This window comes from Candidatus Omnitrophota bacterium, from assembly GCA_026387175.1.
GTDB lineage: Bacteria > Omnitrophota > Gorgyraeia > 2-01-FULL-45-10 > 2-01-FULL-45-10 > CAIMPC01.
The window spans coordinates 38,404-51,969 of the sequence record JAPLME010000008.1; the positions used below are offsets into that span (position 1 = coordinate 38,404).

At 48.8% G+C, this 13,566-nt stretch carries 14 protein-coding genes; all 14 read left to right on the forward strand.

Annotated elements, in window-relative coordinates; genetic code table 11:
• Position 1: 1 nt before the first annotated feature.
• The 14 genes from NTY76_04525 to cysE all read left to right on the forward strand — a co-directional run bounded on the left by NTY76_04525 (position 2) and on the right by cysE (position 13,563).
• Positions 2–1,231: a lipoprotein-releasing ABC transporter permease subunit gene (locus NTY76_04525; GenBank protein ID MCX5678354.1), complete on the forward strand. Its 1,230-nt coding sequence runs from the start codon at positions 2–4 to the stop codon at positions 1,229–1,231.
• Positions 1,224–1,895, forward strand: coding sequence for an ABC transporter ATP-binding protein (locus tag NTY76_04530; protein ID MCX5678355.1), 672 nt, complete (start codon positions 1,224–1,226; stop codon positions 1,893–1,895). Before NTY76_04525 ends, NTY76_04530 begins: the two co-directional genes overlap by 8 nt.
• 85 nt (positions 1,896–1,980) lie before the next feature.
• Complete coding sequence (gene ilvE, locus NTY76_04535; protein MCX5678356.1) at positions 1,981–2,847, forward strand: branched-chain-amino-acid transaminase; 867 nt, start codon at positions 1,981–1,983, stop codon at positions 2,845–2,847.
• A 15-nt stretch (positions 2,848–2,862) separates the two neighbouring features.
• Positions 2,863–3,378 (forward strand): UvrB/UvrC motif-containing protein, encoded by a 516-nt coding sequence (locus NTY76_04540; protein MCX5678357.1) that lies wholly within the window; start codon positions 2,863–2,865, stop codon positions 3,376–3,378.
• The gene (locus NTY76_04545) at positions 3,362–4,411 is read left to right on the forward strand and encodes a protein arginine kinase (protein MCX5678358.1); all 1,050 of its coding nucleotides are present in this window, start codon (positions 3,362–3,364) and stop codon (positions 4,409–4,411) included. The genes NTY76_04540 and NTY76_04545 overlap by 17 nt, the downstream gene beginning before the upstream one ends.
• A gap of 31 nt (positions 4,412–4,442) precedes the next feature.
• Positions 4,443–6,866 carry an ATP-dependent Clp protease ATP-binding subunit gene (locus tag NTY76_04550; protein MCX5678359.1) on the forward strand — a complete coding sequence of 808 codons (2,424 nt, stop codon included), beginning with the start codon at positions 4,443–4,445 and terminating at the stop codon, positions 6,864–6,866.
• 15 nt (positions 6,867–6,881) lie between these two features.
• Positions 6,882–8,345 (forward strand): hypothetical protein, encoded by a 1,464-nt coding sequence (locus NTY76_04555; GenBank protein ID MCX5678360.1) that lies wholly within the window; start codon positions 6,882–6,884, stop codon positions 8,343–8,345.
• 2 nt (positions 8,346–8,347) lie between these two features.
• Positions 8,348–9,151, forward strand: a complete 804-nt coding sequence (locus tag NTY76_04560; GenBank protein ID MCX5678361.1) for an ABC transporter permease — start codon at positions 8,348–8,350, stop codon at positions 9,149–9,151.
• 10 nt (positions 9,152–9,161) lie between these two features.
• A complete protein-coding gene (locus NTY76_04565) occupies positions 9,162–9,920 on the forward strand; it encodes an ABC transporter ATP-binding protein (protein ID MCX5678362.1) in 759 nt (252 codons plus the stop codon).
• Between the two features lie 45 nt (positions 9,921–9,965).
• Entirely contained in the window at positions 9,966–10,637 is a 672-nt protein-coding gene (locus tag NTY76_04570; GenBank protein MCX5678363.1) for an MlaD family protein, read from the forward strand.
• 62 nt (positions 10,638–10,699) lie between these two features.
• Positions 10,700–11,725, forward strand: a complete 1,026-nt coding sequence (locus NTY76_04575; protein MCX5678364.1) for a PIN domain-containing protein — start codon at positions 10,700–10,702, stop codon at positions 11,723–11,725.
• Positions 11,722–12,399 (forward strand): 2-C-methyl-D-erythritol 4-phosphate cytidylyltransferase, encoded by a 678-nt coding sequence (gene ispD, locus NTY76_04580; GenBank protein ID MCX5678365.1) that lies wholly within the window; start codon positions 11,722–11,724, stop codon positions 12,397–12,399. The genes NTY76_04575 and ispD overlap by 4 nt, the downstream gene beginning before the upstream one ends.
• A complete protein-coding gene (ispF, locus tag NTY76_04585; protein MCX5678366.1) occupies positions 12,396–12,872 on the forward strand; it encodes a 2-C-methyl-D-erythritol 2,4-cyclodiphosphate synthase in 477 nt (158 codons plus the stop codon). The genes ispD and ispF overlap by 4 nt, the downstream gene beginning before the upstream one ends.
• A gap of 67 nt (positions 12,873–12,939) precedes the next feature.
• Positions 12,940–13,563 carry a serine O-acetyltransferase gene (cysE, locus tag NTY76_04590; GenBank protein MCX5678367.1) on the forward strand — a complete coding sequence of 208 codons (624 nt, stop codon included), beginning with the start codon at positions 12,940–12,942 and terminating at the stop codon, positions 13,561–13,563.
• Positions 13,564–13,566: the final 3 nt, after the last annotated feature.

Here is a 13,566-nt window from a genome sequence, read left to right on the forward strand (position 1 = left end):
AATGTCGACTCACTGGCAGCTTCTGGTAAGCCTGCGGTATCTCACTTCAAAGCATAAAGAGAAGTTCATATCCGCGATAAGCCTCATATCCATACTCGGAGTTGCCATCGGAGTGGCGGCGCTCATAATAGTGATAGCCGTTATGAGCGGGTTCGATGAGGACCTGAAGTCGAAGATTATAGGCACGTATGCTCACCTGGAAGTGGTATCCGACTATGGGGTCACTCCTTCAAAGGCCCTCACCGACAAGATTCTTGGTACTAGGAATGTCAGGGCCGCCGCGTATTTTTTAAATACCCAGGCGCTCATACGGCATAACGAAAGCGTCACAGGCGTTATCATTAAAGGCATAGAACCTAAGAATGAGATCCGGATAAATAAACTTGGTGACTATGTGAAGAAGGGGTCTCTCGATCTGGGCAATAGCGGCATAGTTATCGGAAGCGAGCTTGCCGATAAGCTGGGTGTTAAGCTGGGCGATTTTATATCCCTGATAGCGCCGTCCTCGATCGATCTGAAAAAGATAGCCTTCCCGGGGACATTTAAAGTCGAGGGCAGGAACTACAGGGTCTCCGGAATATTTACATCCGGCATGTATGATTATGATATGAACCTGGCCTATGTCAGCATTCCGGAGGCTCAAGGCCTTGCAGGCGTTGCCTCGGATATCGTTAGTGGAGTGGCCATCAAAGTCGATAACTCCGACGACGTCGATAGTACGAGGAGGGCGCTTCAGGCGATGCTGGGGCTCCCGTATGATGTGCGGACCTGGGTAGATATGAATAAGAATCTGCTCGCGGCGCTCAAGCTCGAGAAGACGGTGATGTTCATAATACTTACGCTTATCGTCATGGTCGCCTGTTTCAATATAGCGAGCGCTCTTATTATGACGGTCCTTGAGAAGACCAAAGATATTGGAATATTAAAGGCGATAGGCGCGACTAATTTCAATGTGATGGCTATATTCGCTCTTCAGGGCTCATTCATAGGGGTACTCGGGACATCATTGGGGACCGGCCTTGGCATAGGAATGTGTTATTTATTGAAGAGATACAGATTTATTACCCTTCCGAAAGAGATATATTATATCGATAAACTTCCGGTGAAGCTTGAGCAGTGTGATATACAGCTTATTGTGCTATCGAGCATATTGATAAGCTTGATCGCCACGATATACCCTGCGTACAAAGCATCGAAGCTCCAACCTGTGGAGGCGCTTAGATATGAGTAATATCATACTCCGGGCGCATAATGTCTCAAAGTCTTATTGTATGACCGGGACGAAGTGCGTCAGGGCTGTCGATAAGGTGAGCCTCGAGATAAAAAGGACTGAGTCTCTTTGCATTGTAGGCCCAAGCGGCGCGGGTAAGTCGACTCTTCTACAGTTACTCGGCGGATTGGACTTTCCGACCACAGGTAATGTCACGCTCGACGGCATCGACATATATAAACTCTCGGATAAGGAGAGGGCAAAGATCAGGAATAAGCGCGTCGGCTTTGTCTTCCAATTTTACCATCTCCTGCCGGAATTCAGCGCTCTTGAAAATGTGATGCTTCCCGCCATGATAGGCGGCAAGTGCGTGAAAGAGAAAGCCCGCGGGATATTGAAGTCGGTGGGGCTGGGGGACAGGGCCTTTCACAGGCCGGGCGAGCTTTCCGGCGGCGAATCGCAGAGAGTCGCGATAGCGAGGGCCCTCATAAACGATCCCGAAGTCCTGTTATGCGATGAGCCGACAGGTAATCTAGATTCAAAGACCAGCGAATCTATCTATCAGCTGCTCTTCGATATAAAGTCAAAGTCCAGCGCCGCGCTCGTAATTGTCACTCACGATGAAAACCTCTCCAAACGCACAGACTCAATCATCCGTCTCAAGGATGGCCACATCGTCAGCTAGCCCAGTAATTTTTGCCTTCGCCATTGACTTAATATTAGACGTTATATATAATAATTAGACTATATTATATTAGGGAAATTACGCTATGAAAATATATATGAACGGTGAGCTGGTGGAAAAGGAGAAGGCCGTTATCTCGGTCTTTGACCACGGCCTATTATACGGGGATGGTGTCTTCGAGGGGATACGCATCTATGATAATCTCATATTCAGGCTGAATGAGCATATCGACAGGCTATATCGATCCGCTGATGCCATTCAGCTTAAGATTCCTATGACGAAGACAGAGATGATCGAGGCCGTCATCCTGACCCTTAAGGCAAATAATCTGAGTAACGGTTATGTCAGGCTCGTTGTCACCAGAGGTCCGGGAGACCTGGGGCTAGATCCGAGAAAATGCAGGAAAGCCACTATCTTTATCATTGCCGATAAGATCGCGCTTTATCCGAATGAGTTCTACCAGAAAGGCCTGTCCATAGTGACGGCCGCTACAAGGCGTAATTTTCCGCGGTCTCTTGATCCCAGGATAAAGAGCCTGAACTATCTGAATAACATCCTGGCGAAGATCGACGCGATAAAGGCCGGCACCGAGGAAGCGATAATGCTGACGCACGACGATTATGTCGCCGAGTGCACGGGCGACAATATATTCGCTGTGCGTGGCGGCGAGCTCCTGACGCCTCCAGTGAGCGTGGGCGCTCTCGAGGGGATAACGCGTGACGCAGTGATAGGCCTGGCGCAGAAGATACATATACCGTTTTGCGAGAAGATGCTCAGGATGGATGACCTCTATAACTCAGAGGAGGTTTTTCTTACGGGCACTGCCGCGGAGATAATCCCCGTTATTGCCATAGATGGCCGCAGGATCAACGGCGGCAAACCCGGCGATAAAACGCTGAAGCTTATGGTGGAGTTTAAGAAACTGACTAAAACGGACGGAGTTAAATATTAAGAGAGGGGCGGCGAAATGCTCTGCAATATATGCGGTAAAAATGAGGCTACAGTACATCTTACGGAGATAGTGAACGATAAGATGACCAAGCTCCATCTGTGCGAAGCTTGCGCCAAAGAGAAGGGCGCGGAGATGGAAGAGCATTTTGGAATGAGCGATCTCCTTGCGGGCCTTGCGGACATGGGCGCGAATCTTGAGCCCGGGGTCCTCGATGATGTAAAGTGCCCTGTTTGCGGGTTCACATATCAGGATTTTAAAAAGGTGGGAAGGCTTGGCTGCGGAGATTGTTACGAGGCATTTAAAAAACAGCTGGACCCGCTCTTAAAAAGGATACATGGCGCAAATCGCCATGTCGGAAAGGTTCCTCTCATGGTAGGAAAGAACGTAAAAGAAAAAAGAACATTGCAGGAAATGAAGGTGCAGCTTGAGAAAGCTATAATGGCTGAAGAGTTTGAGGAGGCCGCTAAGCTCAGAGATATGATCAGGGATCTGGAGAATAAGAAAGCTGTTAAAAATGATAACGATAAATGATTTATTAAGACAGGATAGCGAATGGCTTAAGGGCACCGGCCCCAACTCGGATATAGTGATGTCGTCGCGCACGCGTCTGGCGCGAAATATCGAAAAGGCGCCATTCTCCAACCATGCGAACCCGAAACAGCTTGAGGATGTGCTGAACCAGGTCAAGGACGCGGCCCTTTCCGTTAACTTTCTGAAGAACGCGACGTTCTTTCGTCTTAAGGACCTTAGCGAGGTGGACAGGCTCTTTCTGGTCGAGCGCCACCTGATGAGTCCTGAGCATGCCAGAGATGCGGAATATAAAGGCCTTATAGTGGATCCCAAAGAGATCGTAAGCATAATGATCAACGAGGAGGACCATTTAAGGATACAGATTTTACAGTCAGGCTTAAACCTGATGGAGTGCTGGAGGATAACGGACGAATTAGATACGGAACTTTCTAAGAGGCTGCCATATGCCTACTCGCCGAAATGGGGATATCTTACGGCATGCCCAACCAATTCAGGAACGGGCTTAAGAGGGTCTGTGATGCTTCATCTTCCGGCCCTGGTCTTCGCCGGGCAGATAAATAAGATACTTCAGGCGATCGGGAAGCTTGGGCTTAATATCAGAGGGTTTTACGGGGAAGGGACCGAGGCGACGGGAAATATATTCCAGGTATCCAATCAGGCCTCAATGGGAATGACCGAAGAAGATTTGATCGATAGCATAAACAAGATAATAAACCAGACGGTCTACAGGGAGGAGATGACGAGGAAGTCGCTTATCCTGAAGAGTAAAGATGCCCTCACGGACCGTGTGTCGAGGGCTTACGGGACGTTAAAGAGCGCCCATATAATTTCGAGCAATGAGACGATAACGCTACTTTCCGCGATACGGCTGGGCATAGACCTTGGGGTGGTAAAAAATCTGGACAGAAGGATGATCAACGAACTTTTTATCCTGACCCAGCCGGCGCACCTGCAGAAGCTGGAAGGCAAGGCCCTGAACGCCAGTGAGCGCGACATAAAACGCGCGGACCTGATTCGCGAAAAGATCAAATAATTTTTATTACGGAGGATAACTAAAGATGCCGATGTTCAATCGTTTTACTGAGAGAGCCAGAAAAGTGATACTTCTAGCCAAAGAGGAAGCGAAGAGGTTCAATCATGACTATATAGGGACGGAACATATATTGCTGGGGCTGGTAAGGGAAGGCGAAGGAGTTGCCGCCGCGGTGCTGGCAACCTTCGGATTGAGCCCCGACAAGATAAGGCTGGAAGTCGAAAAGCTTGTGCAGCCCGGCCCCGCGACCGTTGTTTCAGGAGACCTTCCGTTCACGCCCAAGGCTAAGAAGGTTATCGAGCTTGCCATAGATGAGGCCAGGTCATTAGGACATAATTACATCGGAACAGAGCATCTGCTGCTGGGGCTTATCAGGGAGGGGGAGGGAGTTGCCTCTCAAGTCCTGATGAACTTAGGGCTGGAGCTCGATAAGGTCAGAGAAGAAGTTATGAACCTGCTCGGCTCAGAGGTCCCGGGATATGAAATGGGACAGAAAGTTTCGCAGGCGAAGACCCCGGCCCTTGACGCATTTGGCCGCGACCTGACGAAGCTCGCCAAGGATGATAAACTCGATCCGGTCATCGGCAGAAAGAACGAAATAGAGCGCGTGATACAGATATTATCAAGGCGCACTAAAAATAATCCTGTACTACTGGGAGAGGCGGGAGTGGGAAAGACCGCCATAGTCGAAGGGCTTGCCCTTAAGATAATAGCGGGAGAAGTGCCCGAGACGCTTAGAGAGAGACGTATAATTATACTTGATCTTGCGCTGATGGTTGCCGGAACGAAATACAGGGGCCAGTTCGAAGAGAGGATCAAGGCGGTGATGGACGAGATAAAGCGCTCTAAAGATATCATCATATTTATAGATGAGCTTCACACGCTTGTCGGAGCCGGCGGCGCGGAGGGAGCGATCGACGCGTCCAATATAATGAAGCCCGCGCTTTCAAGGGGCGAGATACAATGCATCGGCGCCACCACGCTCGATGAATACAGGAAGCATATTGAAAAAGACGCGGCGCTCGAAAGACGGTTCCAGACGATCATGGTCGAACCGCCGAGTGTCGATGAAACCATCGAGATATTAAAGGGCTTGCGCGACAGATACGAAGCTCATCACCGCGTAAAATTCACGGATGAGGCGATCGAGGCGGCGGCTAAGTTTTCAGACAGGTATATAAGCGGTAGATATCTGCCGGACAAGGCCATAGATCTCATAGATGAGGCCGGCGCCAGAGCGCGTTTATCGGTTATGACGGCTCCGCCGGACGTTAAGCATATCGAGGAGAAGGCTGAGAAGGTGCATCAGGAAAAGGAGGCCGCTGTAAAGAATCAGGACTTTGAGAAGGCGGCCAAGTTCAGGGACGAGGAGAGGAAGATCAAGGATGAATTAAATAAGACGAAGAGGGAGTGGAAAGAGTCTAAAGGAAAATTTGAGCCGAAGGTGGTCGGCGATGATATAGCGGTGATAGTCTCTAAGATAACCGGCATACCTATAGTCAGGATGGAGGAGAAGGAGCAGGATAAATTTCTCAAGATGGAAGAGATACTTCATAAACGCGTTATAGGCCAGGACGAGGCCATATCGGCGATAGCTCATGCCGTGAGACGTTCACGCGCCGGTATCAAAGATCCGAGAAGGCCTATAGGCTCTTTCGTATTTCTTGGCCCGACCGGTGTCGGCAAGACTTTAGTCGGGCGCGCCCTCGCGGAGTTCATGTTCGGCGACGAAGACGCTATCATACAGATAGATATGTCCGAGTATATGGAGAAGTTCAATGTCTCAAGGCTCGTCGGAGCGCCTCCCGGATATGTCGGATATGAGGAGGGCGGGCAGCTGACTGAAAAAGTGAGGAGAAGGCCCTATTCCGTGGTGCTGCTGGACGAGATAGAAAAGGCTCATCCCGACGTATTCAATTTACTTCTGCAGATGCTCGAGGAAGGCCGTCTTACCGATTCTTTCGGCAGGAAGGTTGATTTTAAGAATACCATTATCATCATGACTTCAAATATAGGCGCTGAGATGCTGAAGAAACAGGGCTCTATAGGGTTTAAGTCTCAGGCCGAGGATGTGACATACCAGTCGATGAAAGAGAGGCTTCTGGACGAAGTCAAGAAAGCATTTAAACCCGAATTCCTGAACAGGGTCGATGACATAATAGTCTTCAGGTCGCTCACGAAAGAGGACCTCATCCGGATCGTCGAGCTTGAGGTAAAGGATGTCGAATCGCGCTTGAAAGAACAGCACATCACGATAGAGCTGACCCAGGAAGCAAAAGAGTTCCTTATCGAGAAAGGATTCGACAGAAATTTTGGCGCTCGCCCGTTAAAGAGGACGATACAGCGTTTTCTGGAAGATCCCATGGCCGAAGAGATAATAAAAGGCACGTTCAAGAAGGGCGGTAATGTTAAAATATCCGCGAAGGTGGACCATCTGGTATTTGACTTAAGCTGAAGCAGGTAGTTGCTCATGCGCCATATAAGAACAAGAAGACGCTACAAGGTAATCTTAATACTGCTCTGTATTATATGCTTTACTGTATTCGTTGAAAACAGAGTCGAGGATCTGATCCCTCAGCTGAAGAGCCTTGCGGAAGCTAAGGTTGAAGACGCCCTCGGAGGCAAGGCCAGCTTCTCCATCGGATCGATAGACGGAGGCATAATTCATCCTATAGTGCTGAACGATATACGGATAAAGCGGATGGACGCTTCACAATTCGCTCAGAGTTTTGCGATAGACAGCATACGTACCAACTATTATATTAAAGACGTCATAAGGGCAGTGAGCGGTTCGGAGTTGTCGCCGCTTCTGGATAAAAATTCCACGACGTATGTGAAGTTCTCGGTTAAGAACGGCGACGTAAAAGGGTTCGTCGGGTTACATGGAGACCTCAGCGATTCGAGGATCGACGGGTACCTGACCCTGTTTCACGATGATAGGATAAATTTCAGCGGTTACATAAAGAATGGTAAATTCTACGCGGAGATCAAGCCCGGCAGACCCGGCATGGGATCGGTCAGGGCATTCGGAACCATATCTGCCGATAGCACGTTTATAGTGAATTTTAAATTTGACCACTTGAAGGTATCCGGGTTCGATATAGCCTGCGATGCCGTTTTAAAGAATGAATTTATAAAAAATTCAGATACGAATGCTTTGGACCGTATAGAGGGCGAGTTTGAAGCTCATAATCTGATATTGAACTTTAAGCCGTTTATCGATATCAAGACAAGCTATAAGATCATGCGCGATTCTGTCGAGGTGACAGACCTTAGTCTTGGAGAGGTATTTAAGGCTTATGGAAAAATCTCTCTGAAGAATCCGAGAGATATGGAGCTGACGCTTTTGGCCAATAATGTCAGCTTAAGCTGGCTCATGCTGACATTCGGCAAGAAAGAGGCGACATCGGCGCTTACCGGCACAATGAGCGGCAAATTTGAGCTCAAGGGGCCCCTCAGGAAGGTGAAGGTGACCTCCCATTTCGATATAAAAGGCGGAACGATAGGGGGCCTCAATTTCGATTATATGACAGCAACCCTGAACGGCGAACTTCCGTTTTTAAAGATAGAGGATTCCAGGATAACCAGAAATAGCGGATACTTTGCTCTCGCGGGCGAGCTTGATTTAAGGCGTCTCGGTAAGGATAATATGTTCGATAACGTAAAACTTGTCACCGATGATACGGCGATAACCTGGGACGAATGGAATTCAACGAAGAACAAAGACGGCCAGGAGCTTAATATGAAGAAGAATCTGGTCGGGCATTTCGGTTTTGGGTATAAAAAATTCGTAAAAGAGGATAAAATAGACGAGTCTCTCAGGGATTCGGATGAGGTGCATTTTGATTACAATCTGCAGGCCAATGACAGTATCAAGGTCACGGTAGGGCAGGATAAAGATTTTTTCGGTTTCGAACATAAGGACAAATTTTAAAGATGAAAAATATTATGTCGAAAGCATCGGGATTTACCGGAATGCTGGGCCGCAGGTTCCTGAATATGATAAGGTACGCCGGCGGCGTATCGGTGCTTATGGGGCAGACGCTCTTCTGGATCCCGATACCTCCATTGAGGCTACGCCATATAGTGGAGCAGATGTCCAGGATCGGCGTGGACTCTCTCCCGATAGTTTCAATGATAAGCCTTTTCACCGGTATGGTGCTTGCGCTTCAGAGCGCGTATCAGCTTCAACGTTTTGCGGCCGAGATGTATGTGGCTTCGCTGGTCGCGTTTTCGATGACCAGGGAGCTGGCGCCCGTCCTGACGGCGCTTATCATAGCGGGAAGGGTCGGAGCGTCGATCACCGCGGAGCTTGGCACCATGAAGGTGACGGAACAGATAGACGCGCTCGAAACTCTGGCGACAAATCCTGTAAAGTACCTTGTCGTGCCGCGTTTTATGGCCCTTGTGATAACGGCGCCGATCCTTACTTTGTATGCTGACTTCATCGGTATTGTCGGCGGATACCTGGTAGGTGTATACAAGCTCGGAGTATCTCATGCCATGTATATGAAGAATACGTGGGATCCGCTGAAATATAAAGATATATGGACGGGGCTCGTGAAGAGCCTTGTCTTCGCGATAATAATTTGCATAGTGGCCTGCTATGAAGGTATGAAGACCGAAGGAGGGGCTGAAGGCGTGGGCCGGGCCACTACGGCGAGCGTCGTCGTAAGCTTCATATTGATAATAGCGTCCGACTGTTTCATGACGGCGCTTTTCTATTTTATCGGAAGGTAATGCGGGAAATATGATAGAGATAAAAAACGTTCACAGGTCTTTCGACGGCAATCAGGTGCTGGATGGCGTAAACCTTACTATAAATACGGGGGAGACGACCGTAATCATAGGGCGCTCGGGTTGCGGTAAGAGCGTGCTCTTAAAGCATATCATAGGGCTTCTCAAGCCCGACTCGGGTCAGATATTGGTTAACGGTAAAGATGTGACGAAGATGGACGATAAAGAGCTTAGCGCCTTGCGTATGAAGTTCGGAATGTTATTTCAGGGCGCCGCGCTATTCGATTCACTGAACATATTTGAGAATGTGGCCTTCTCAATGATCGAACATACCACCACCGACCGCGAGACTATGAGAAAAAGGGTGAAAGAGTGCCTTGCGCTTGTCGGCCTTAAGGGGATAGAGGCTAAGAAACCTGCCGAACTTTCCGGAGGCATGCGTAAAAGGGTGGGGCTGGCGCGCGCTATTGCCAGATGGCCGCAGATAATGCTCTACGATGAACCGACCACCGGCGTCGACCCGATAATGGGAGACGCGATAAACGACCTGATAGTGGATCTTCATAATAAACTGAAGGTAACGTCGATCGCCGTTACGCACGATATGACGAGCGCTTACAAGATAGCGGACAGGATAGCGATGTTGTACAAAGGCAAGATAATAGTTGTCGGTACCCCGGAAGAGATCAAGAACACTAAGGACCCGGTAGTAAAACAATTCATTACCGGCGCCAGTAAAGGGCCTATAACTGAAGGTATGGATTTCGATTAACCGATTTCGTACCATTTAAAAGAGAGGTAAAATTCGGAGGTATTAATGGAGACGACGAAGGCATTTGAAATTAAGGTGGGCGCGTTCATACTAGCGGGCGTCGTGATAGGATTTCTGATAATTTTTTCGATCGGCGACATCAACCTGTCGAAAACAGGTTATAAGATAGCCGTGAAATTCGATTTCGCGAGCGGTATAGGGGCCGCGGCTCCTGTAAGGCTCTCCGGAGTCGGCGTGGGCAGGGTGGACGGCGTGAATGTTGTATATAGCGATAAGGAAAAAAAGTCATATGCCGAGGTGCGCGCCTGGATACAATCTGACGCGAGGATCGAAGAGGACGCCAAGATCACTATAAATACGCTCGGCCTCCTTGGCGAAAAATATCTTGAGATATACCCCGGCACACCGGGCGCGAGCCTTGTGAAAGACGGGGCTGTCCTCGTAGGGCAGAATCCGGTAGTCATGGAAAAACTTACGGAGAATCTGGTGGATCTCTCAAATTCCGTAACAACTATAGTGAAGCGCCTTGAAAACGGCGAGGGCACGATAGGTAAGCTTTTAGTCGAGGATGGAGTTTATAATGATCTGCGATCGATCATGGGTAACGTTAAAGATTTCAGCAGTGATCTTAAATCTACGGGTACGAATTTTAAAGATTTCAGCGAAGATCTTAAGAAACACCCCTGGAAGCTGTTAGCGAGGCCAAGGGGAGAATAAGGGCCGATGTCAGAGACATCGGCACTTAGCTTGTAATACGGCTGAATAAACTAGGAGAGAGCATGACGATAACATTTTTAAGGTTATTCTTTGTATTCTTGAGCTGTATAGTAGGTTATTATGTAGGGTCTCTGTTAACAGGTTTTAGCGCCAAAGGCTCTTATATGGGCGCCAGTATGGGAGGATTCGGCTCTCTCGCGATAATTCTGCTGGAGCTGGGCATGAAAAGGCTTTCGATAAGGAACCTTTCCGCTGCGGTCTTTGGACTCATCTTCGGGTTCTTCATGGCGTGGATCGTGACAAGCGTGCTTCGTCTTATCCCGATGTCGATAGAACTATTCGCATCGCTGCAGATAATAATGATATTAATCTTTTGCTATCTGGGTATGGTGATCGCGATGAGAGGGAAGGATGAATTCAATCTGATCATACCCTATGTCAAATTTGTGAGGCAGGATAAGAAAGACGATATAATTCTTTTGGATACAAGTGTTATTATTGACGGCAGGGCTGCCGACATGCTGCATACTAAATTCATCGAGGGCAGGCTGGTTATCCCGCGTTTTGTTCTGAGGGAGCTTCAGCAGATAGCCGATTCGCAGGATGCCTTGAAGCGTAACCGGGGGCGCCGAGGCCTCGATATATTGAATAAGCTGCAGAAGTCCACTGATTTCGATGTGCGTATCCAGGAAGAGGATTTTCCTGATGTAAAAGAAGTAGATGCGAAGCTCGTTAAATTGGCGAAGCTTCTTGGAGCCAAAGTATTGACCAACGATTTCAACCTGAATAAGGTTGCTGAACTGCAGGGCGTGACTGTGCTGAATATAAATGAGCTTGCCAATGCCCTGAGGCCGGTGGTGCTGCCGGGTGAGGTGATGGAAGTCAGGATCAGCAAAGAAGGCAAGGAGCATAACCAGGGCATCGCTTACCTCGATGACGGCACTATGATCGTGATCGATAACTCCAAACATTTAATATCTCAGTCTGTCAATGTCGTTGTTACGAGCGTGCTTCAGACCTCCGCCGGTAGAATGATATTCGCGAAACTTGAAGATCCAGCAAAGGCCGGCAGCGGAAAGCAGAGATGAGCTTAGCTCGGACGGTAGCGATAGTACCGGCTGCCGGTTACGGCAGCCGACTGGCCCTCAAGACCAAGAAACCTTTTGTTCTTCTGAAGGGAAAGCCCATTATAGCGCATACGCTCGAAGCGCTCGAAAGATGTAAGGCGGTAGATGAGATTGTAATAGCCTCCGAATCGTCCTGTGTTGGTAGATTCAAGGACCTGGTTAGAAGATACCGTTTCGGCAAAGTGAGCGGTATCGTCATTGGCGGCAAGACGCGCTTCGAATCCGTGAAAAATTGCCTGATGAAGATAGGCCCCTCATTTGATATAGTGATAGTTCATGATGGCGCGCGGCCGTTCGTAGATGATACCGCTATCTCCGAATCAGTAAGGCTGGCTCGAAAGTTCGGCGCCTGCATTGTGGGGACGCCTGAGACCGACACGGTCAAGCTTGTTGACAAGAGGCTTTTTATAAAGAAGACGCTTAATAGAAACAGAATATTCCGCGCCGAGACGCCGCAAGTTTTTAAATATGACATCATAAAAAAAGCTTACGCGACTACGGATAAGGCCAAAATAACAGACGACGCTGGCCTTGTGGAGCATTTAGGAATGCCGGTTAAAATCTTAATCGGAACGCGTAATAACATGAAGATCACCACGAAAGAGGACTTGAGATTAGCGGAGGCGCTATTATGAGGGTCGGCATAGGTTACGATATACACAGGCTGGTCGAGGAACGGAAACTTTTTCTGGGGGGAGTTGAAATACCGTATATTAAGGGGCTTCTGGGATATTCGGACGGTGATGTCGTTATGCACGCGATAGCGGACGCGATGCTGGGCGCTCTTGCCCTCGGCGATATAGGGCAGCATTTTCCCAATACCGATCCCAAATACAAGGGCATATCCAGCGGTGAACTGGTTAAAAAAGTGCTTATAATGGTTAAAGAGAAAAACTTTGTGGTGAATAACGTTGACACTATGATACTTGCCGAAGAGCCGAAGGTATTTCCGTTCAGAGACAGGATGGTCGAGGTATTATCAGCAGTATTGGGTGTCGCTAAAGATAGGATTAACATAAAAGCAACTACCGCCGAAGGCGTCGGCGCGATAGGCAAAGGCGAAGCGATATCCGCATATGCCGTAGTGACACTGGAAGAGAAGGAGTGACAATATGACCGTATGCATACATGTGGTATTTAATATTCTGCTGATCTTTGTCGCGTTCTGGGCCATTATCGCGATATCTTTTCGCGGAGAGATAAAGGCCGTTTTCGATCGCGATCCCGCGGCGGTTAATTTTCTCGAGGTACTGCTAACGTATTCGGGCCTTCACGCGATAATCTTCTACAGGATAGCCCACTCGCTCCGGCGATTTAAAATACCGTTCTTCCCGAGGTGGCTGTCTCAAGTAGGGAAGTTCTTTACCGGTATCGAAATACATCCCGGCGCCGAAATAGGCAGCGGGTTCTTCATCGACCACGGCATGGGCGTGGTCATAGGCGAGACTACGGTGATAGGTGATAACGTGCTTCTATACCAGGGCGTTACGCTCGGGGGAACTGGCTTGCAGAAAGGCAAGAGACATCCCACTATCGGGAATAACGTTGTCATAGGCGCGGGCGCCAAAGTCCTCGGCAATATAACTATAGGTGATAGCTCATATATCGGAGCGAACGCGGTTGTCATTAGAGATGTGCCGCCCAACTCTACGGTAGTGGGAGTGCCCGGACGCGTTACGAAACAGGACGGAAAAAAGCTGGATGTGAGCCTTGACCACATGCATGTGCTCGATCCGATACTTCAGGAGATAGACGAGCTTAAGAAGAAGATCGAAACGTTGGAGAAGAGGGGAGATTAAGCG